General features: G+C 72.2%; 19 protein-coding genes and 1 tRNA gene. 11 read left to right on the top strand and 9 right to left on the bottom strand.

Annotated features, from left to right (window positions below; all coding sequences use genetic code 11):
• Both ABT122_RS27945 and ABT122_RS27940 read right to left on the bottom strand, forming a co-directional pair.
• Positions 1-673 (bottom strand): SUKH-4 family immunity protein (locus ABT122_RS27945; RefSeq protein ID WP_502976214.1); only part of this gene is annotated, 673 nt, incomplete at its 3' end.
• 7 nt (positions 674-680) lie between these two features.
• Positions 681-1,703, bottom strand: coding sequence for an HNH endonuclease (locus ABT122_RS27940; protein ID WP_351557935.1), 1,023 nt, complete (start codon positions 1,701-1,703; stop codon positions 681-683).
• A 240-nt stretch (positions 1,704-1,943) separates the two neighbouring features.
• Between ABT122_RS27940 and ABT122_RS27935 the strand changes: the two genes are divergently transcribed.
• Positions 1,944-2,465: a YwqJ-related putative deaminase gene (locus ABT122_RS27935; RefSeq protein WP_351557933.1), complete on the top strand. Its 522-nt coding sequence runs from the start codon at positions 1,944-1,946 to the stop codon at positions 2,463-2,465.
• Between the two features lie 10 nt (positions 2,466-2,475).
• Entirely contained in the window at positions 2,476-2,982 is a 507-nt protein-coding gene (locus ABT122_RS27930) for an SUKH-3 domain-containing protein (protein WP_351557931.1), read from the top strand.
• A 129-nt stretch (positions 2,983-3,111) separates the two neighbouring features.
• Here the strand turns inward: ABT122_RS27930 and ABT122_RS27925 are convergent, their stop codons facing one another.
• Positions 3,112-4,422, bottom strand: coding sequence for a sensor histidine kinase (locus ABT122_RS27925; protein ID WP_351557929.1), 1,311 nt, complete (start codon positions 4,420-4,422; stop codon positions 3,112-3,114).
• 179 nt (positions 4,423-4,601) lie between these two features.
• Here ABT122_RS27925 and ABT122_RS27920 point away from each other — a divergent pair.
• From ABT122_RS27920 to ABT122_RS27895, 6 genes are all read left to right on the top strand, one after another.
• Positions 4,602-4,673 (top strand) — tRNA-Gln (locus tag ABT122_RS27920).
• Positions 4,674-4,798: 125 nt separating this feature from the next.
• On the top strand, positions 4,799-6,247 hold the full coding sequence (glmU, locus tag ABT122_RS27915) for a bifunctional UDP-N-acetylglucosamine diphosphorylase/glucosamine-1-phosphate N-acetyltransferase GlmU (RefSeq protein ID WP_351557927.1): 1,449 nt from the start codon (positions 4,799-4,801) through the stop codon (positions 6,245-6,247).
• A 112-nt stretch (positions 6,248-6,359) separates the two neighbouring features.
• Entirely contained in the window at positions 6,360-7,337 is a 978-nt protein-coding gene (locus tag ABT122_RS27910) for a ribose-phosphate diphosphokinase (protein ID WP_351557926.1), read from the top strand.
• 302 nt (positions 7,338-7,639) lie between these two features.
• On the top strand, positions 7,640-8,224 hold the full coding sequence (locus ABT122_RS27905; protein WP_351557924.1) for a 50S ribosomal protein L25/general stress protein Ctc: 585 nt from the start codon (positions 7,640-7,642) through the stop codon (positions 8,222-8,224).
• A 139-nt stretch (positions 8,225-8,363) separates the two neighbouring features.
• A complete protein-coding gene (pth, locus tag ABT122_RS27900; protein ID WP_351557922.1) occupies positions 8,364-8,969 on the top strand; it encodes an aminoacyl-tRNA hydrolase in 606 nt (201 codons plus the stop codon).
• A 65-nt stretch (positions 8,970-9,034) separates the two neighbouring features.
• Positions 9,035-9,490 (top strand): hypothetical protein, encoded by a 456-nt coding sequence (locus ABT122_RS27895; RefSeq protein ID WP_351557920.1) that lies wholly within the window; start codon positions 9,035-9,037, stop codon positions 9,488-9,490.
• A 76-nt stretch (positions 9,491-9,566) separates the two neighbouring features.
• Here ABT122_RS27895 and ppc read toward each other — a convergent pair whose 3' ends face one another.
• Entirely contained in the window at positions 9,567-12,296 is a 2,730-nt protein-coding gene (ppc, locus tag ABT122_RS27890) for a phosphoenolpyruvate carboxylase (protein WP_351557918.1), read from the bottom strand.
• A 215-nt stretch (positions 12,297-12,511) separates the two neighbouring features.
• Here ppc and ABT122_RS27885 point away from each other — a divergent pair, with 215 nt between their 5' ends.
• Positions 12,512-13,492, top strand: coding sequence for an acyl-CoA desaturase (locus ABT122_RS27885; RefSeq protein WP_351557916.1), 981 nt, complete (start codon positions 12,512-12,514; stop codon positions 13,490-13,492).
• Positions 13,492-14,169, top strand: a complete 678-nt coding sequence (locus ABT122_RS27880) for a TetR family transcriptional regulator (protein WP_351557937.1) — start codon at positions 13,492-13,494, stop codon at positions 14,167-14,169. The genes ABT122_RS27885 and ABT122_RS27880 overlap by 1 nt, the downstream gene beginning before the upstream one ends.
• Before the next feature lie 105 nt (positions 14,170-14,274).
• Here the strand turns inward: ABT122_RS27880 and ABT122_RS27875 are convergent, their stop codons facing one another.
• On the bottom strand, positions 14,275-15,114 hold the full coding sequence (locus ABT122_RS27875) for a trans-aconitate 2-methyltransferase (protein WP_351557915.1): 840 nt from the start codon (positions 15,112-15,114) through the stop codon (positions 14,275-14,277).
• 190 nt (positions 15,115-15,304) lie between these two features.
• Here ABT122_RS27875 and tamR point away from each other — a divergent pair, with 190 nt between their 5' ends.
• Positions 15,305-15,802 carry a MarR family transcriptional regulator TamR gene (gene tamR / locus ABT122_RS27870; RefSeq protein ID WP_351557913.1) on the top strand — a complete coding sequence of 166 codons (498 nt, stop codon included), beginning with the start codon at positions 15,305-15,307 and terminating at the stop codon, positions 15,800-15,802.
• Here the strand turns inward: tamR and ABT122_RS27865 are convergent.
• From ABT122_RS27865 to galT, 4 genes are all read right to left on the bottom strand, one after another.
• Entirely contained in the window at positions 15,761-16,537 is a 777-nt protein-coding gene (locus ABT122_RS27865) for a LuxR C-terminal-related transcriptional regulator (RefSeq protein ID WP_351557912.1), read from the bottom strand. The two genes, tamR and ABT122_RS27865, sit on opposite strands and share 42 nt — an antisense overlap.
• Before the next feature lie 304 nt (positions 16,538-16,841).
• Positions 16,842-17,948, bottom strand: coding sequence for a galactokinase (galK, locus tag ABT122_RS27860; RefSeq protein WP_351557910.1), 1,107 nt, complete (start codon positions 17,946-17,948; stop codon positions 16,842-16,844).
• The gene (galE, locus tag ABT122_RS27855) at positions 17,945-18,928 is read right to left on the bottom strand and encodes a UDP-glucose 4-epimerase GalE (RefSeq protein WP_351557908.1); all 984 of its coding nucleotides are present in this window, start codon (positions 18,926-18,928) and stop codon (positions 17,945-17,947) included. The genes galK and galE overlap by 4 nt, the downstream gene beginning before the upstream one ends.
• Positions 18,925-19,968, bottom strand: coding sequence for a galactose-1-phosphate uridylyltransferase (gene galT / locus ABT122_RS27850; RefSeq protein WP_351557906.1), 1,044 nt, complete (start codon positions 19,966-19,968; stop codon positions 18,925-18,927). The genes galE and galT overlap by 4 nt, the downstream gene beginning before the upstream one ends.
• Positions 19,969-20,668: the final 700 nt, after the last annotated feature.

Here is a 20,668-nt window from a genome sequence, read left to right as displayed (position 1 = left end):
TGTTACGAGGTGTCCACTCCCCACCCCCCGCGGGCGCCCCGGGCGGGGGGAGTCCGGCGCCGAGGGAGCCGGGGGCTCCCGCGCCGGGCGAGCCGCCGGGCGGGGTCGGGGACGCCTCCGCGGCGAGCGGCCCCCCGCCCGCCTGGGAGGCGTTGGGCAGGGCGGCCGGATCGCGCGGGGCCGGCGGGGCGACCGGCCAGTCGTCGTCCGGCCTGTCCGGCCTGTCCGGCCTGTCCGGAGCAGCGGAAACAGCGGAACCAGCGGGCGCGGCAGGAGTGGCGGCGGGCGTCTCCGGCTCCCCCAGCCGGTCGGCCGCCTCCTGGAGCCACTCCGGCGGGGTGAGCAGGAAGGAGGTCTGGTTCAGATCGATCCGCCGCTGCGCCGGGCCCGGGGCGGACTCGGCCGGGACGGCGGGCGCGCCGTACTCCTCCTCGTACCGCCTGATCACCTCGCCCACCGGCAGCCCGGGCCACAGGGTGGCCTCCCCGCTGTCGCGGGCGATCACCAGCCGCAGCTGTCCGCCGTCCGAGCGCACCCCGCCCTCGCGGTCCTCCGCCCAGAGGACGAAGCCGAGGCCGAACTCCCGCACCCGCACCTCCCGGTGCTGGTAGGGCGGCACATCGCCGTTGACCCACTCTTCCGCGCGCTCCTGCGCCTGTGCGAACGTCACCATCGGAGCGTCACTCCCCGTCCGGGAGGGGCACGGCGCGCGCGAAGCCGCCGTCCACCATCAGATTGGCCACGGTCTCCAGCTCGGGCGGGTTGCCGGCGAGGCGCCCGAGGAAACCGTCGAAGTCGTCGCCGCACGGCAGCAGCAGCCGGTCCACGCGCTGCTGGACGTTCCAGCCGTCGCGGTCGCGCCCGTCGTCGTAGGGGCAGAACCAGACCGAACCGATCGACGCGCCCCTGACCTTCACCGCCAGGATGCCGCCCTGGACGAACCCGACGCCCAGGTAGTCCTTGGTCAGATGGTCGCGCAGGCACTTGTTCGCGTACACGAGGTCGTTGACGGCGGCCTCGTCGCGGACCGTCAGAAACGGCTGGTCCACCAGGAGCCCCAGCTCCGCGTCGAGCGCGGCGCCGACGGGGGCGCAGCCGCCCGCTGCCTTGAGGAAGGAGCGGTAGGCGCCGGGCAGCCGGTAGCCGAGGTCCTCCTCCACGCCGAGCAGTTGCTGCTCGGTGACGGAGAGGGCGCCCCGGGGCAGCCCGAAGTGCGCGGGCCGGGTCTCCTGGAGCGGGCGGGTGCCGCGCTTCTCCTGGTCGACGGTGGAGGTCGCGATGCCGCCGTGGTGCCGCAGCAGCGCCTTGACCTCGACCGGGATCAGTTCGAGCCGCCGGGTGCCGCGCGCGTGGTGCCAGGTCCAGCCGTGCGGGGTGGCGACGGCGGGGATGGTGTCCCAGAGGGTGTGGCGGGAGGCGTGCAGGGCGGCGTTGGCCGATACGTAGTCGGTGAGCCGCAGTTCGTCGACGCCGAATCCGGCCGGGGGCTCGGCGATCTCGGCGGCGGCGCGGGCGTACGGCGAGAAGTCCGGGTAGCCGTCGGCGTCCACGCGGACGCCCCGGGGGTGGCGGGCCGCCCGTACCGGATCGGGGAAGTGCACGGTCTGGCCGGCGTAGGCCGCGTTCGGCGGCGTGACGGGTGCCCCGGCGCCCGAGGTCCGGGGGCCGGGGGGTGCCCCGAGCCCTTGCCCACCTGTCGTCATGGCGATCCGCCCCCTGCTGGCTTCCGGCTGTCCGGGACAGCCTAAGCGGTGGGGGTGCGGGGAGCGCCGGTGCTCCGGGCGGGGCCGCGCGCGCCCGAACGCATGGTCACGAATGGTCACGGCGGAGTGACCGAACACCGGCGGACTCACACGATTCAGCTACCCAGCTTCCACACTCTGCGCCGCATTTGGCACGCTGTTCCTTCACTTCGGGGGAGTGTGGGGAGGGACAAAAGCACCATGCACACTGCGCAATCAGGTACTCCGGCCACGGCGGGTGATCCTCGTCTCAGCTGGAGCAGCGCCGAGGAGACCGGCCCGCCCGCGCTCAGCCAGCGCCGGGACGGGATTCTGCCCGCTGTCGCGGCGGCGCTCTCCGTGCGCGGGGAGACGCTCAAGTCGACCGCCGGGAAGGGTGACCGGGCCCCGGTGCTCCACCCTCTCGTCCAGGACTTCCTGTCCACGCTCACCAGCGGCCAGCGGGAACGCTTCACCGGGCGCTGCCCGGAGGCGATCCTGCTGTCGCGCCATCTGACGGCGGCCGAGGGCAACCGCTCCAAGCGGGCCCGGCGCAGACCGCTGACGTACGGGGAGGCCAAGCGCGCGCTGAAGCAGGCGAAGCTGACGGCGCGCAGAATCCGCGAGGACGGAGATCCGCTGCACGGTACGTACGCGCCGCCGTGCCGCTCCTGTACGGCGATGCTCAACCACTTCGGGGTACGGGCAGTGAACCCGGCCGCGACCGACTCCACGAACGGCTGATCCCGCACCGATGCCCGAGAATCTGAGTACGACCCGTTTCCCCGTCGCTGTCGACGCGGCACTGCGCGAGGCGGGGTGGGTGCCGGGCCGCTGGGACATCAAGCTGGCCGAGCACTGGGCGGACACCCTGCGCGGGTACGAGTCCCCGGCGGGGCACCGGCACGCCGTCTTCCCGGCGGCGGTGGAGGTGTGGGCGGAATTCGGCGATCTGCGGATCGCGGGGCTGGGGCCGGGGCGGCAGTGCGCGCCGCCGGTGGTGCGGATGCAGCCGCTGGCGGGGCTGCACATGGCGCGGACGCTGGGGGATCTGGGGAGGGCGGTGGGGGCGGAGATGGCTCCGCTGGGAGTGGAGGGGGAAGGGGAAGGGGAAGAGGGAGGGGGTGGGGTGCTGGCGGTGGACGCGGAGGGGCGGGTGTACTGCGTGGATCACGCGGGGGACTGGTATCTGGGCCCGGACATCGACCGCGCCCTCACCACCTTGATCACCGGCCTCCAGCCTCCCCGCCTCACCGGCTAGGGGGTTTCCCTCCCCGACCGGATCGGACCGGACTGGATCGGACCGGATCGGACCGGACCGGACCGGACCGGTGAGCGGGGTCCGGCGCCAGGGCCCGCGGGCCCGGCGGGATCCGAAGGAAAAGAGACGCTAGGGCGCCGGGAGGACGGCGGAGACGCGGAAACCACCGGATTCGGTGGGCCCCGAGACGAACACCCCGCCCAGCGCCAGCACCCTCTCCCGCATCCCCACCAACCCGTTCCCCCCGCTGGGCAGCCCCGCGCCCACCCCGCTCCCCGCCGCCCCCGGCGCCCCGTTCTCCACCTGCATCGCGAACTCCGCATCGCGGTGCGCCAGCCGCACCATCACCTTCGCGCCGGCGGCGTGCTTGTGGACATTGGTCAGGGCCTCCTGCACCACCCGGTAGGCGGTCTGCTCCACCTCGGGGGCGTACTCCCGCACCCCTCCGTGCACCGCCAGCTCCACCACCATCCCCGCCTGGCGGGACTGCCCGACGAGATCGCCGACATCGGCGATGCAGGGCCCGTCATCGGCCGCCGCGGCGGCGGCAGCGGCGGCGGCGGCCCCCACGGCGGCGAGCGGCACCGGCGCGGCGGCGCGCTGTTCCCCGTCGCCCGTGCGCAGCACCCCGAGCATCTCGCGCAGCTCGGTCAGGGCCTGCCGGCCCATGTCCCCGACCAGCGCGGCGTTCTTCACCGCCTTCTGCGGGTCCTTGAGCGCGACCGCCTGGAGCGCCGCCGCGTGGACGACCATCAGGCTGACCCGGTGCGCGACGACATCGTGCATCTCGCGGGCGATCCGGGTCCGCTCCTCGGTGCGCGCCCACTGCGCCCGCTGCTCGGCGCGGTCGGCGAGCAGCGACAGCTCCTGCTCCAGGCTGTCGGCGCGCTCCCGCAGGCTCTCCATGAGCCGGCGCCGGGCGCCGATGTAGAGACCGAAGAGGACCGGCGGCATGGTCACACCGACCGCGACGAAGGTCGACATCAGCGGTACGTACCAGGCGCCGGGGTCGGCGAGCCCGGAGGCGGCGACGTCCTGGCGGACCCGCACGAAACTCACGATCAGCGTCGCGATCAGCGACATCCCGGAGAGGGTGGCGATGATCCGGCGCGGCACCTCGGACGCGGCGAGCGTGTACAGCCCGACGATCCCCATGAGGTAGCCCATCTCGGCGGGCGTGGCCGCCACCCCCACGAGGACGACCGCGATCGGCCAGCGCCTCCGTACCACCAGCACGGCGCCGACCAGCAGCCCGAAGAGCGCGCCGAGCGGCAGCGGCAGCGCGGTTCTCTCCGCGAACACCGCTCCCTCGACCGCGCACTCGACGGCGGAGAACAGCCCGAGCCCCACGTCCAGTGCGACACTGCGCCGCCGTCCCCACCACAGCACGCCACGGGTGGTCGTGCCCGTGCCGTCCTGGTGTGCCCCCGTTGTGGTCATGTCCTTCAGCCTACGGGCGCGCGCGGGTGGTTTTCCCGGTGGTTTCCGGCGGCCGGGGGCGGCACGTCCCCGGCAACGTGCGGACAAGTACCGTCGCGGGAGAGGCGGGTGTTACGGCATAGTGTGGGTTGCTGGTCGGAGAGCCCGGTCACCGTGATCGGTGTCACCCGGCTCCGCTGTCCCCCGTGGTGTAATTGGCAGCACAGTGGCTTTTGGTGCCATTTGTCCGGGTTCGAGTCCTGGCGGGGGAGCCTCCCACCCCTCACTCGGTGGCCCGTACAGCCGACCCCGCCGGTCCGGCCCCGCCCTTCATTTCCCCCGGTAAACGCCCCGGTATCCTTCGGATGTCCACCACCCGAAGCCGAAGGGCATTCCCGTGAGCGCCAACCGCCCGGCAGCCGTCGTCGTTCTCGCAGCGGGTGAAGGCACCCGTATGAAGTCGAAGACCCCCAAGGTTCTGCATGACATCTGCGGGCGCTCGCTCGTCGGACATGTCGTCTGCGCCGCCCGCGAGCTGGACCCCCGGCACCTCGTCGTGGTCGTCGGCCACGCCAGCGAGCGGGTCGAGGGGCATCTCGCCGCCGCGTACCCCGGCACCCGCACCGCCTTCCAGGCGGAGCAGAAGGGCACCGGGCACGCCGTCCGCACCGGCCTCGACCAGCTCGACGCCGACCTCGACGGCACGGTCGTCGTGGTCTGCGGGGACACCCCGCTGCTCTCCGGCGAGACCCTCACCGCCCTCGCCGCCGCGCACGCCGCCGACGGCAACGCCGTCACCGTGCTGACCGCCGAGGTCCCCGACTCCACCGGCTACGGCCGGATCGTCCGCGACACCGCCAACGGCGCCGTCACCGCGATCGTCGAGCACAAGGACGCCACCCCGGCGCAGCTCGCCATCCGGGAGATCAACTCCGGGGTCTTCGCCTTCGACGGGCAGCTCCTCGTGGACGCGCTCGGCAAGGTGCGGACCGACAACAGCCAGGGCGAGGAGTACCTCACCGACGTCCTGGGCATACTGCGGGAGGCCGGCCACCGCGTCGGCGCTTCCGTCGCGGGCGACCACCGTGAGATCCTCGGCATCAACAACCGCGTACAGCTCGCGGAGGCCCGCACCCTGCTCAATGAGCGGCTGCTGAAGCAGGCCATGCTGGCCGGAGTCACCGTGATCGACCCGTCCTCGGTCCTCATCGATGTCACCGTCACCTTCGAGCCCGACGCCATCGTCCACCCCGGCACCCAGCTCCTGGGCGCCACCCACCTCGGCGAGGGCGCCGAGGTCGGCCCCAACACCCGTCTGAAGGACACCACCGTGGGCAACGGCGCCCGCGTGGACAACGCCGTCGCGGAGTCCGCCGAGGTCGGCGCCGGCGCGACGGTCGGTCCGTACGCCTATCTGCGCCCCGGCACCCGGCTGGGCACCAGGGCCAAGGCCGGGACCTATGTCGAGATGAAGAACGCCACGATCGGAGAGGGCACCAAGGTCCCCCACCTGTCGTATGTCGGCGACGCGACGATCGGCGACCACACGAACATCGGCGCCGCCAGCGTGTTCGTGAACTACGACGGGGAAGCCAAGCACCACACGACGATCGGCTCCCACTGCAAGACCGGCTCGGACAACATGTTTGTGGCACCGGTCACGGTCGGGGACGGCGCCTACACCGCCGCCGGCTCCGTCATCACCAAGGACGTACCGGCCGGTTCACTGGCCGTCGCCCGGGGCCAGCAGCGGAATATCGAGGGCTGGGTGGCCCGTAAGCGACCCGGCAGCGCCGCCGCACAGGCCGCCGCAGCCGCGGCGGAACCCGCCACCGACCAGAACTGACCGAAACCAGGTATCCCGAACTGGGCGTACCGTGATACGTGCACATAAATTCGGCTGGCTCGCGCTCCCCACACCCCCGCGGCCAGAGAACACCCTCTGAGGAGACAGTGCTGTGACCGGGATCAAGACGACCGGCGAGAAGAAACTCATGCTCTTCTCCGGCCGCGCCCACCCCGAGCTGGCCGAGGAAGTCGCACATCAACTGGGTGTCACCCTGGTGCCGACCAAGGCCTTCGACTTCGCGAACGGCGAGATCTACGTCCGTTTCCAGGAGTCCGCCCGCGGCGCCGACTGCTTCCTGATGCAGAGCCACACGGCTCCCATCAATAAGTGGATCATGGAACAGCTGATCATGATCGATGCGCTGAAGCGGGCCTCGGCCCGGAGCATCACCGTGATCGTGCCGTTCTACGGGTACGCCCGCCAGGACAAGAAGCACCGCGGCCGTGAGCCGATCTCCGCCCGTCTGGTGGCCGATCTGATGAAGACGGCCGGCGCGGACCGGATTCTCACCGTCGATCTCCACACCGACCAGATCCAGGGCTTCTTCGACGGCCCGGTGGACCATCTCTTCGCGCTGCCGGTCCTCGCGGACTACGTCGCCGCCAAGGTGGACCCCACCAAGCTCACCGTCGTCTCCCCGGACGCCGGCCGGGTGCGCGTGGCCGACCGCTGGTGCGACCGCCTCGGCGCGCCGCTGGCCATCGTGCACAAGCGCCGTGACAAGGACGTCGCCAACCAGGTGACCGTCCACGAGGTCGTCGGCAATGTCGAGGGCCGGGTCTGTGTGCTGGTCGACGACATGATCGACACCGGTGGCACCATCTGCGCCGCCGCCGACGCCCTCTTCGCCAACGGCGCCGAGGACGTCATCGTGACGGCCACCCACGGAGTCCTCTCCGGCCCGGCCGCCGACCGGCTGAAGAACTCCAAGGTCAGCGAGTTCGTGCTGACGAACACCCTGCCGACCCCGGGCGAGCTGGAGCTGGACAAGATCACGGTGCTCTCGATGGCGCCGACGATCGCCCGCGCCGTGCGCGAGGTCTTCGAGGACGGCTCGGTGACCAGCCTCTTCGAGGAGCAGTTCTGATCGGGGCCTGATCCAGGTCTGACCCCGGTCGTCGACCGACCACGGGACAGAGGGCCGTGACCTCCGGGTCACGGCCCTCTGTCCTGCCCCGCGCCGGGGGCGCTCCCGCCGGCCCGGCGCCGGGCCCCGCTTGATCGATTGGGTGGAGCGGGAGGGGCCCCGGTAGACTGTCCGAGTTGCTCGGCGAGGGAGGCCGCACATTCGGTGCGGCGGTCCGTTATCGACGCGCTCTTCGCAGCAGGCGTAGCAGGCCATTCGTGGCCGGGTGACCATCAGATCCGTCTGCCACACGAGGAGTGCACATGTCTGAGGTGAAGCTCGCCGCCGAGCTCCGTACCGAGTTCGGCAAGGGCGCGTCCCGCCGCGTCCGCCGCGACAACAAGGTTCCCGGTGTGCTCTACGGCCACGGCACCGACCCGGTCCACATCACCCTGCCGGGCCACGAGCTGCTGCTCGCCCTCCGCACCTCCAATGTGCTGCTCGCCCTCTCGATCGACGGCCGCAACGAGCTGGCCATCCCGAAGGCCGTGCAGCGCGACCCGCTGAAGGGCTCCCTGGAGCACGTCGACCTGCTGCTGGTCAAGCGCGGCGAGAAGGTCACGGTCGAGATCCCGGTCCACACCGAGGGCGACCTGGCCCCGGGCAGCTTCCTGGTGGAGCACGTCCTCAACACCCTGCCCGTCGAGGCCGAGGCCACCCACATCCCCGAGGCCGTCACGGTCTCGATCCAGGGCCTGGAGGCCGGTGCCTCCATCCTCGCCAAGGACATCCCGCTGCCCTCCGGTTCGACGCTGGCCGTCGACGAGGACACCGTGGTGATCCAGGTCCTGGCCGCGCAGGCCGAGGAGCCCGCCGCCGAGACCGAGTCCGAGTCCGCCGAGGCCTGATCCCCGACGCTCGGGACCGCTCCCGGCCCCCGGTCGCCCCGGGACCCGGGAGCCGCTCTCCCCGGCCGCCGCCCGCACCCCACGGTGCGGGCGGCGGCCGGGTTTCCGGCTGTTCTGATGTCTGGACGGAGACCATCGGATGACGACGACCGACGCCGACCCCAACGCCCCCTGGCTGATCGTGGGTCTCGGCAACCCCGGCCCCGGATACGCCGGCAACCGGCACAATGTGGGCTTCATGGTCGCCGACCTGCTCGCGGAGCGGGCCCGCGCGGGCTTCAAGCGGGCCCCGAAGGCCCAGGCCCAGGTCGTCGAGACCCGGATCGGCCCGCCCGGCCCCGGCAGCCGCCGGGTGGTGCTGGTCAAGCCGCTGTCGTTCATGAACCTCTCCGGTGGCCCCGTCACCGCGCTGCGGGACTTCTACAAGGTCCCGACCGCGCACATCGTGGCCGTCCACGACGAGCTGGACATCGACTACGGCACCCTGCGGCTGAAGCTCGGCGGCGGGGACAACGGCCACAACGGGCTGAAGTCGATGACCAAGTCCCTGGGCCCCGACTACCACCGGGTCCGGTTCGGGATCGGCCGCCCGCCGGGCCGGATGCAGGTCGCGGACTTCGTCCTCAAGGACTTCTCCGCCACCGAGCGCAAGGAGCTGGACTACGGCGTGGACCGCGCGGCCGACGCGGTGGAGTCGCTGGTCCTCGACGGTCTGGAGCGCGCCCAGGGGACGTACAACTCCTGACAAGCGGCGCCAAGTCGCCTCGGTGAGTTGACCGGGCGCGGCCGGATGCCCAAGGATCGCGCCCCATGAGTCGCATGCTCCTCTACAGCCGCCGCACGGCGATGGGTCTGGTCGCTCTGCTGCTGCTGACCGCGGGCTGCTGGTCGTCGTGGGGCACGGCGCAGCACGTGATGCTCGCCAAGGGCCGGGAACACGGCACGATCACCGTCACCGGCTGCGACGGCGAGACCTGCACCGGGCGTTTCGACCCCGAGGGCACGGCCGGCACCCGCAACGGGATGACGATGGAGAAGTCGCTCGCCGTCAAGGAGGGCGCGACGCTCTCCGTGGTGGTCAAGCCCGGCACCAGCGAGGTGGTGCGCCGGGGCACCGGCGGGGTCTTCCAGGCCTGGCTGCCGCTCGGCGGTGCGATGGTCCTGGCGGCGCTGATCATAGGCGGCGGGATGCGGCTCCCCCGGTTCGCCTGGGTGACGGCGGGCGTCGGCGGCGCGGTGCTGGTGGGCGCCTTCCTCACGCTCTGACTCCGGCCGCGCGGACCCGCGCGAAGGGGCCGCCCGGCGCTCGATCGCGCCGGGCGGCCCCTTCCCCGTGACCGGGTCAGCCGGTGTTGCGCAGCCCCGCCGCGACACCGTTCACCGTGAGCAGCAGCGCCCGCGCCAGCAGCGGATCGGGGCTCTCGCCCGCCGCCGCCGCCCCGCGCTGACGGGCCAGCAGCGAGACCTGGAGGTAGGAGATCGGGTCCAGATAGGCGTCCCGGATCGCGAAGGTCTGCTGGAGCACCGGGTTGGAGTCCAGCAGCCGCTCCCCGCCGGTGATCCGCAGGACCTCGGCGACGGTGAGCGCGTGCTCCGCCTCGATCCCGGCGAAGACGTGCTTCAGCTCCTCGGGGACCAGGGTGTCCACATAGTGCCGGGCGATCCGCAGATCGGTCTTCGCCAGCGTCATCTCCACATTGGCGATGAAGTTGCGGAAGAAGTGCCAGTGCTCGTGCATCTCGTCGAGGACCGTGTCGAGCCCGGCCTCCCGCAGCGCCTTGAGCCCCGAGCCGACCCCGTACCACCCCGGCACGATCTGCCGGGACTGCGTCCAGCCGAAGACCCACGGAATGGCCCGCAGACCGTCCAGACCCGCGCCGCTGTCGGGGCGGCGCGAGGGGCGCGAGCCGAGGTGGAGATCGGCGAGCTGGTCGACGGGGGTGGAGGCGAAGAAGTACGCGGGCAGGTCCGGGTCGTCCACCAGACCCCGGTACGCCGCGTGGGCGGCGTCCGAGACGGTGTCCATCGCCGCGTCCCAGCGGGCGAGCGCCTCCGACGACTGGCGGGGCGCGGTGTGCAGGGCCGAGGCCTGGAGCGTGGCCGCGACCGTCAGCTCCAGGTTCTCCCTGGCCAGCGACGGGATCAGATACTTGTCGGAGATGACCTCGCCCTGCTCGGTCACCTTGATCTCGCCCTCCAGCGTGCCCCAGGGCTGCGCCAGGATCGCGTCGTGCGAGGGGCCGCCGCCGCGGCCGACGGTGCCGCCCCGGCCGTGGAAGAGCCGCAGCCGCACGCCGTGGCGGTGGGCCACGTCGCGCAGCCGGCGCTGGGCCCGGTGGATCTCCCACTGGGAGGTGGTGATGCCGCCGAACTTGGACGAGTCGGAGTAGCCGAGCATGACCTCCTGGACATCGCCCCGGAGCGAGACGAGCCGGCGGTACGAGGGGTCGGCGAGCATGCCCTCCAGGATCACATCGGCCGCGCGCAGCTCGTCCGTGGTCTCCAGGAGCGGGACGATGCCGATCTTCGCCCAGCCCGAGTGGAGGTCGATCAGACCGGCCTCGCGCGCCAGCACGGCCGCGGCGAAGACATCGTCCGCGCCCTGGCACATCGAGATGATGTACGACTCGATGACCTCGGGCCCGAAGCGCTCGAACGCCTCCTTGACCGTCTGGAAGACCCCGAGGGTCTTCTGTCCCGCCGCGTCCAGCGGCGCGGGCGACGGCGCGAGCGGCCGGCGCGAGCGCAGCTCCTTGGCGAGCAGCTTCTGCCGGTAGTCGCGCGGCATGTCCGCGTACCGCCAGGACTCCTCGCCGAGCCGGTCGAAGAGCTGGCCGAGGGCGTGGTGGTGGGCGTCCGCGTGCTCGCGCACATCCATGGTGGCGAGCTGGAGGCCGAAGGCCGCGAGGGTACGGATGGTCCGGTCCATGCGGCCGTCGGCGAGCAGCCCGCCCCGGTGCTCGCGCAGCGAGGTCTGGATCAGGGTGAGATCGGTGAGCAGCTCGGCGGTGCCGAGGTAGTCGCGGCCCGGCTCGTGCGGGGTGTTCCTGGCGAGGCGCTCGCGGGTGTTGACCAGCTTCTGCTGGATGCAGGTGGCCTTGAGCCGGTAGGGCTCCTCGGCGTTGAGCCGCTTGTAGCGGGGGCTGATCTCGGGGAGCCGCTCCAGATCGGTCTGGAGGGAGGTGAGGAGTTCCTCGGTGGCCCCGGTGTAGCGGATGGAGTTGGAGAGCTGTCCGCGCAGGGAGTCGATGATCTCCAGCGCGTCGGTGATGCCGTGCTCGTGCTGGAGGATCAGCACCTCGCGGGTGACCGCGGGGGTGACGTTGGGGTTGCCGTCGCGGTCGCCGCCGATCCAGGTGCCGAAGGTGAGCGGGCGGGTCCCGGCGGGCAGTTCGACGCCGACGCGCTCCAGCTCGGCGGCGAGGTCCTCCAGGACGTCGCCGACGGCGCCGGCGTGCAGCTCGTCGAGGTAGTAGATCGCGTTCCGGGCCTCGTCGGCGGGCTCGGGGCGGACCACCCGGAGTTCGTCGGTCTGCCAGATGAGGTCGATGTTCTCGGCGAGCCGCAGATCGCAGCGGCGCCGGTCGGCGGGGCTGGACGGGGCGTCGAGGAGGGCGGCGATCCGGCGGAGCTTGTTGAGGACCGAGCGCCGGGCGGCCTCGGTGGGGTGCGCGGTGAAGACGGGCCGGACGTTGAGGTTCCTGACGGTCTGGCGCAGATGCTCGGGGTCGGCGTCCTTGAGCCGGTCCGCCGTGCGGGCCAGCAGGCTGCCCTCGGCGGCGCGGCGCTCGCGCATCTCGTGGCCGCGGTGCACCTGCTCGGTGACGTTGGCGAGGTGGAAGTAGGTGGAGAAGGCGCGCACCAGCTTGGCGGCGGTCTCCAGATCGGTGTCGCCGAGCAGCTGGGCTGCGGCCTCACCGTCGCTGCGGGTCAGAGCTCGGACACGCTCGACGAGGTCGAGCAGTTCGGGGCCCTCCTGGCGGACGATGGTCTCGCCCAGGAGATCGCCCAGTCGGCGGATGTCGGCCCGGAGTTCGGCGCTGGCCGTCGGGGTCTGGTCGGCACTGCTCACAGGTGCGGCTCCTTGCAGTGTTTGAGCACGTCTGGAGGGGTACTGGAGGCTGCGGACCGCGCTGTCCGACGAGACCCAGGATAGGTGTCCCCCGTTCCGAGGTTATCCACAGGGCCTTGCCGTGGGGCCGCGCGCTGACATACTTACGTCGCCGTAGGTTACGCATGCGTAGCCTCTCGTGATCATCTCTCCCTCACCCCCCAGGGGACCTCACTATGACAACAAGCCCCGACCTGATGGACGGCGCCCCGGAGTCGGCCCCGGCCGGACTCCCCTCGGCGACACTCGGCGGGGACAGCAAGCGTTCGGTCGAGCAGATCGCGCTGCTGCTGTTCATCACGGTGCCCTTCCTCGCCCTGGCCGCGGCGGTTCCGCTGGCCTGGGGCCGGGGGGTCAGCTGGCTGGACCTCGGCCTGCTCGTGGCGATGTACTTCATCGGCTGCCACGGCATCACCATCGGCTTCCACCGGTACTTCACCCATGGTTCCTTCAAGGCGAAGCGCCCGCTGCGGATCGCGCTGGCCGTCGCGGGGTCGCTGGCGGTGGAGGGCCCCCTGGTGCGCTGGGTGGCCGATCACCGCAAGCACCACAAGTTCTCGGACGCGGAGGGCGACCCCCACTCGCCCTGGCGGTTCGGCGAGTCGCTGCCCGCGCTGATGAAGGGGCTCTGGTGGGCCCATATCGGCTGGCTGTTCGACGAGGAGCAGACCCCTCAGCACAAGTACGCCCCGGATCTGATCAAGGACCCGGCGCTGCGCCGGATCTCCCGCGACTTCGTGTGGTGGACGCTGGTGTCGCTGCTGATCCCGCCGCTGGTGGGCGGTCTGGTGACGATGTCGTGGTGGGGCGCGTTCACCGCGTTCTTCTGGGGCTCCCTGGTGCGGGTGGCCCTGCTGCACCATGTGACCTGGTCGATCAATTCCATCTGCCACGCGGTCGGCAGGCGCCCGTTCAAGTCGCGCGACCGCTCGGGCAATGTGTGGTGGCTCGCGGTGCTCTCGTGCGGTGAGTCCTGGCACAACCTCCACCACGCGGACCCGACGAGCGCGCGGCACGGTGTGCTGCGCGGCCAGGTGGACTCCAGCGCGCGGCTGATCCGCTGGTTCGAGCGGCTGGGCTGGGCGTACGACGTCCGCTGGCCCAGCGCTTCCCGGATCGATGCCCGCCGCACCGGTCCCGCCGCCGACACGGCATGATGGAGGACGTGGCGACCGACGGCAGCAGTGGTACGGAGAAGAACCGGTCCAGCCGGCGGACGCGCCGGGTGCGGATGACCGGCGCGGAGCGCCGCGAGCAGTTGCTGGACATCGGCCGGACCCTCTTCGCGGACAAGGGCTTCGAGGGCACGTCGGTGGAGGAGATCGCGGCGAAGGCCGGAGTCTCCAAGCCGGTGGTGTACGAGCACTTCGGCGGCAAGGAGGGGCTGTACGCGGTGGTGGTCGACCGCGAGATGCGCCAGTTGCTGGACATGGTGACGGGCGCGCTCACGGCGGGCCATCCGCGTGAGCTGCTGGAGCAGGCGGCCTTCGCCCTCCTGGACTACATCGAGCGGTACACGGACGGCTTCCGCATTCTGGTGCGGGACTCCCCCGTGGCCCAGTCCACGGGCACGTTCGCCTCGCTGATCAGCGATATCGCCACGCAGGTCGAGGACATCCTCGGGATGGAGTTCAAGAACCGGGGCTTCGACCAGAAGCTGGCGCCGCTGTACGCGCAGGCGCTGGTGGGGATGGTGGCGCTGACCGGCCAGTGGTGGCTGGACGCCCGCCGCCCGAAGAAGGCGGAGGTCGCGGCGCATCTGGTGAATCTGGCGTGGCACGGGCTGGACGGTCTGGAGCCGAGGCCCCGGCTGATAGGCCACCGCAAGAACTGAACCCGGCCCGGACGGCCCGGGTCCCGGGCGGACCCGGACCCGGACCCGGGCTCCGGTCGGCCGTCAGCCGGCCGTCGTCAGCCGGCCGTCGTCAGCCGGCCGTCGTCAGCCGGCGGTCGTCGTGCGGACGACGGCGAAGATCCGCCGGAAGGGGTAGACGGTGCCGTGCGGGCCGGCCGGATAGGCGGCCCGCAGCAGCGCGCCGTACTCCTCCAGGAACGCCGACAGGGCCGCCGGATCGCCGTCCAGGGCGGTGAGCACCGGCCGCAGGCTGGTCCCCTTGACCCAGTCCAGGACGGGGTCGTCGCCGGTGAGCAGCTGGAGATAGGTGGTCTCCCAGACATCCACCACGCGTCCCGGGCCGGTGAGCCGGCGCAGATACTCGGCCGGGTCCAGGGTGTGGGAGCGCCCCTGGTCGCCGCCGAGCCGGTCGCGCCAGCGCGGGGACGCGCAGACCTCGGTGAGCAGGGTGTGGCTGGGGGCGGCGAAGTTCCCCGGGACCTGGAAGGCGAAGGTGCCGCCGGGGGCGAGAGCGCCGATCCAGCGGTCGAAGGAGTCGGCGTGGCCGGGCACCCAGTGGAAGAGGGCGTTCGAGACGATCAGGCCGTACGGCTCGTCCGGGGTCCAGTGGGCGGCGTCCGCCGTCCGGAAGCCGAGGCTGCCGCCGCCCGGGGTGGGGCCCGCGTGCTCCTTCCCGGCGCGGGCGAGCATCTCCGGGGAGTTGTCGAAGCCGGTGATCACGGCCGTGGGCCAGCGCTCCGCGAGCAGCGCGGTGACATTGCCCGCGCCGCAGCCGAGGTCGGCGATCCGGGGGCCGCCGCCGTCCTCCCCGCGCGGCGGCGCGGGGACGCGGGCGAGGAGGTCGAGGAACGGGCGGGTGCGGTGGCCCGCGTGGCGCAGATACTGCCGGGGGTCCCAGACGGGTGAGTTCTCTGCGGAGAGCATGGGTGACGAGCCCCTTGCGGAGGGGACCCCGGAGTCTCCCGGCATCTCTGCGGGAACCCCGGCGGGCCCGGGTGGATACGGCACAGAAGCGGCGGAACCAGGTGTCCCGGCCCCTCTCCGGCCATCCTGGGGCAGGTCATATCTTGACGTCAAGAGACTTCATGTCGACAGACCCTCTACACTGATCGCCATGGAGGACGAGGTCGATCGACTGGTCGCAGCTTGGCGCCGCGAGCGCCCTGACCTCGACGTGGAACCGCTGGAGGTGCTCAGCCGCGTCTCCAGACTCGCCCGGCATCTGGACCGGGCCCGGCGGCTCGCCTTCTCCGAGCATCAGCTCGAACCCTGGGAGTTCGATGTGCTGACCTCGCTGCGCCGCGCCGGGGACCCGTATCAGCTCTCACCGGGACAACTGCTCACCCAGACGCTGGTCACCTCGGGCACCATGACCAACCGGATCGACCGGCTCGCCAAGAAGGGCCTGGTGGAGCGGCTGCCCGACCCCAGCGACCGGCGCGGGGTGCTGGTGCGGCTGACCGCCGAGGGCCGCGACCGCGCGGACCAGGCGCTGGCCGGTCTGCTGGAGCAGGAGCGGGCGATCCTCTCCGAGCTGTCCCGGGCCCAGCGGGCCGAGCTGGCCGCCCTGCTACGCCAGCTGACCGCCCCGTTCGACAACATTCCCGGTTAGCTCGGCCGGGCCGACACCCGCCCGTCTCGCGAGCGCCACCGCCGCGAGCGTGGAGTGCACCCCGAGCTTGCCCAGCACATTCTGCATATGGGTGCGGACGGTGTGCGGGGAGAGGAAGAGGCGCTCGGCGACCGCCTTGCGCCCCAGTCCCGCCACCATGCACCGGAGCACCTCCCGCTCGCGCGGGGTCAGCGACTCCACCAGCCGCTCGCTCTCCGTACGGTGCTTGCGCGCGGCGGTCAGCTCCCGCAGTACGCCGGTGAGCAGCGCGGGCGGCAGATGGGTCTCCTCCCGCAGCACCCCCCGGATCACGGCGAGCAGCCGCTGGAGCGAGCAGTCCTTGGCGACCCAGCCGGAGGCCCCCGCCTGGAGGGCGAGCGCGGCCCGGCGCGGATCGTCCTTCTCGGCGAGGACGACGGTATGGACCCCGGGGTGCCCGGAGCGCACCCCGGCGACCAGGGAGATCCCGTCGACGAGGCCGTCGTCGCCGTCGTCGGAGACGGCCCGGGCTATGGGCGCCCGGCCCCCCTGCCCCAGGCCGGTGCCGAGATCGGCGTCGACGAGCATGACGTCGAAGGCGCGGCTGTCGGCCGCGCCCCGCTCCAGACATCGGAGCGCGGCGGGACCACTGCCCGCCGCCGCGACGTCGACGTCGGGCTCGGCCGCGAGAGCGGCTGCGAGCGACTCGGCGAAGATTCGGTGGTCATCCACCACCAGGACCCGGATACGGACCACAGACACCCCCTGGCTCGGAGGGCGGACGGCGCGGGCACGCCGCCCGGGAGAGGGACACCTCACCGCCCGGCCGCCGCCGTGCTGTGACTGGTACCCCGCCCCGGGCGTCGTACCCGACGGTTCTCGCCCCCTGATCAACACCGGCCCCCACCGGCGCTGAGCATCAGAGTACGGGCGGGGGCCGGGAGGGGAAGGCTATTTGCAGAACTGATTGGCCGTGGTGTTCAGGGTGTGCCTGATGTTTCGTAATGGGACACAATTCGACCGGGATTCGCGGACCGCGTGCAGGTCGCACGGGTCCCGGTCATACGATCCGGCGCGCTCCCGGCGCCGCCACCGCACCGAAGATTTTCGGCCTGGGAAAACTCGCCTCCGCAAACGCCGACGCCACGGACTCGGCCACCGCGTCGCTCTCCGGGGCCTCGACGAGCACGATCGCCGACCCCCCGAAGCCACCGCCGGTCAGCCGGGCGCCGAGTGCCCCGGCGGTCAGCGCGGACTCCACCGCGAGGTCCAGCTCCGGGCAGGAGACCCGGAAGTCGTCGCGCAGGGAGGCATGGCCCTCGGTGAGGACCGGGCCGACCGCCCGGGCCTCCCCCGTCTCCAGCGCCGTCCGCACCCGCTCCACCCGCTCGTTCTCCGTGACCACATGCCGCACCAGCGCCCGCAGCCCCGGGTCCGCGAGCCGGCCCAGCGCCTCGGCGAGACCCGGATACGGAATGTCCCGCAGGGCCCGCACCCCCAGCTCCCGGGCCGCCGTCTCACAGCCCGCGCGGCGCCTGCCGTACTCCCCCGCGCTGTGCGCGTGCCTCACCCCGGTGTCGACCAGCAGCAGGGCGAGACCGTGCGCCGCGAGATCCAGCGGGATGTGCCGGTGGGAGAGGTTCCGGGTGTCCAGATACAGCGCATGCCCCTCGGTGCAGCACGCGGACGCCGTCTGGTCCATGATCCCGGTGGGCGCGCCCGCGTAGGCGTTCTCCGCGCGGCGGCAGAGCAGCGCCAGCTCCTGCCGCTCCAGGCCGAGACCGTACAGCTCGTCGAGGGCCAGCGCGGTCACCACCTCCAGCGCGGCCGAGGAGGAGAGCCCGGCGCCCGCCGGGAGCGTCGACTCGTAGCGCAGATCCGCGCCGCCGACGCGGTGGCCCGCCTCGCGCAGCGCCCAGAGGACCCCGGCCGGGTAGTCGGTCCAGCCGCGCGGGCCGTGCCCCGGCGCGAGTTCGCCGACCCGCAGCAGCACCGGACCGCCGGCGGCGTCCGCCGACACGAGCCGCAGCACCCCGTCGTCGCGCCGCTCCGCCGTCGCCACCACCGTCAGCGGCAGCGCGAAGGGCATCACCAGGCCGTCGTTGTAGTCGGTGTGCTCCCCGATCAGATTGACCCGGCCGGGCGCCGCCCACACGCCCCCGCTCATACGGACCGCGCCACGGAGCGCGCGGCGGACCGCTCCCGGGCGAACTCCCAGGCGTCCGTGACGATCCCGGTGAGCCCCGGGCGGGCGGGCCGCCAGCCGAGCCGCTCCCGGGCGACGGCGGACGAGGCCACCAGCACCGCCGGATCGCCGGGCCGGCGGGGGGCGAGCGACTGCGGCACGGGGTGCCCGGTGATGTGCCGGACCGCCTCGATGACCTCCCGCACCGAGAAGCCGTCGCCGTTGCCGAGATTGCAGATCAGATGCTCGCCCTCGGCCGCCGCCGCCAGGGCCAGCAGATGGGCCTCGGCGAGGTCGGCGACATGGATGTAGTCGCGGACGCAGGTGCCGTCGGGCGTGGGGTAGTCGTCCCCGTACACCGAGATCGACGCGCGGCGGCCGAGCGCGACCTCCAGGAGCAGCGGGATGAGATGGGTCTCGGGGTCGTGGCGCTCGCCCTGGCCGCCGTAGGCCCCCGCGACATTGAAGTACCGCAGGGAGACCGCCGCGAGGCCGTGGGCCGCCGCCTCGCCGGTGATCATATGGTCGACGGCGAGCTTGGACGCGCCATAGGGACTGGTGGGGGCGGCCGGGTCGGACTCGGTGACGGGGGTACGGGCCGGTTCGCCATAGGCGGCGGCCGTGGAGGAGAAGACCAGTCGGCGGACCCCGGCGGTCCGCATGGCCGCGAGCAGCGCCATCGTGCCGCCCGCGTTGTTGTCCCAGTATTTCTCCGGCTTCGCCACGGACTCGCCGACCTGGGAGTACGCGGCGAAGTGGAGCACCGCGTCATATCCGGGTTCGAGCCATTGCGCGGCGTCGCGGATATCGCCCTCGATGAACTCAGCGCCCGGCGGCACGGAATCCCGGAATCCCGTGGAGAGATTGTCCAGGACCACCACCCGGTGGCCGGCCTCCAGCAGATGGCGCGCCACCACCCCGCCGATGTATCCGGCGCCGCCCGTCACCAGGTACTTGTTCATTCGCTCGCTGCCTCTCGCAGTCGTCGGGCCGCGGCCTCCGGCGGCACATCGTTGATGAACACGCTCATACCGGACTCGGAACCGGCGAGAAACTTGAGCTTGCCGGGAGTACGGCGAATGGTGAAAAGCTCAAGATGGAGCGCGAAATCGTCGCGGCCCGCCGCCCGGAAGGGGGCCTGGTGCCAGGCGGAGACATACGGGGTGGGCGGCTCGGCCTCCCCGAAGACACGGTCGAACCGCTTCAGCAGCTCCAGATAGACCCGGGGGAACTCGGCCCGCGCGGCGGCGTCGAGGCCGCGCAGATCGGGCACCCGCCGGCGGGGGTGGAGATGGATCTCGTAGGGCCAGTGGGCGGCGTACGGGACGAAGGCCACCCAGTGGCCGGTGGCGAGCACCACCCGCTCGCCGCCGGCCAGCTCGGCCGCGACGACCTCGTCGAAGAGGTTGCCGCCGGTGCGCTCGCGGTGGGCGGCGGCCGAGCGCAGCATCAGCGCGGTGCGCGGGGTGACGAAGGGGTACGCGTAGATCTGCCCGTGCGGATGGCCGAGGGTGACGCCGATCTCGGCGCCCCGGTTCTCGAAGCAGAACACCTGCTCGACCTGGGGCAGCCCGGCGAGTTCGGCGGTGCGGTCGGTCCAGGCGGCGAGGACCAGTTGGGCCTGCTCCTCGCCGAGGTCGGCGAAGGAGGCGTGGTGGTCGGAGGTGAAGCAGACGACCTCGCAGCGGCCGGAGTCCCCGGCGAGGGAGGGGAAGCGGTTCTCGAAGACGACCACGTCGTAGTCGTCGGCCGGGATCTCGCTGAGGCGCCCGTCACGCGACGGACAGAGCGGGCACTCACCGGCCGGCGGCTGATAGGTGCGGTTCTGCCGGTGGGCGGCGATGGCGACGGTGTCCCCGAGGAGGGGGTCGCGGCGCAGCTCGGGGGTGGGAGGGAGGGGGTCGAGGGGGCGCAGGTCGACGGCGTCGCGGACGGTGTCGTCGCGGGAGTCGTAGTAGAGGAGTTCGCGGCCGTCGGCGAGCCGGGTGGATGTCTTCTTCATGGTGATGCTCCCTCGACCGCATCAAACATAAGCGCACACACCAAAACACAAGCCAACAGGGAGCGTCAATGGGAGGGGGTGGGGCGCGATGGATGGCATTCCGTTGCATATGTACCGGAAATTTCTCGCGAAGCCTGCGAGAACCGCCAGGGCGGGAGGATTCGCCCTCCGGGGGGGTGGGGGGTGGGGTTGGGGGCCGGGCCCCGGATGGTGCGGGGTCCCGTGGCGCGGGGTCCGTCCTCAAACGCCGGACGGGCTGAATCTCGCGGGATGCGGGGTTCCCTGGCACAGGGTCGTCCGTCCTCAAGCGCCGGACGGGCTGAGTTTGCCCGGGTCACCCGTGGCGCGGGGGTTGTCCTCAAACTCCCCCAGAGCTGCCTCTGGGAGGTGCCCCCAGACAGGCTGGGATTGCCCAGGTGGGTCCGTCCTCAAGTGCCGGACCGGCTGGAATTGCTCGGGTCACCCGTGGTACGGGGTGCGTCCTCAGACTCCCCCAGAGCTGCCACTGGGAAGTGCCCGCAGGCGGGCTGAGATGCATCAGCCCGCCGACGGCTGACCCGCACCACCCGGCCCCTCTGGCGGGTGAGCCGCACCACCCGGCCCCTCTGGCGGGTGAGCCGCACCACCCGGCCCCTCTGGCGGGTGAGCCGCACCACCCCAGCCTCTCCAGCGAGCTGATGCACGAAAACCAGCCCCTCCG

The organism is Streptomyces sp. NPDC001985 (genome assembly GCF_040296845.1).
Lineage (GTDB): Bacteria > Actinomycetota > Actinomycetes > Streptomycetales > Streptomycetaceae > Streptomyces.
Note: the sequence above shows the minus strand (reverse complement) of the source record. Positions and strands in the feature narration are given on the sequence as shown.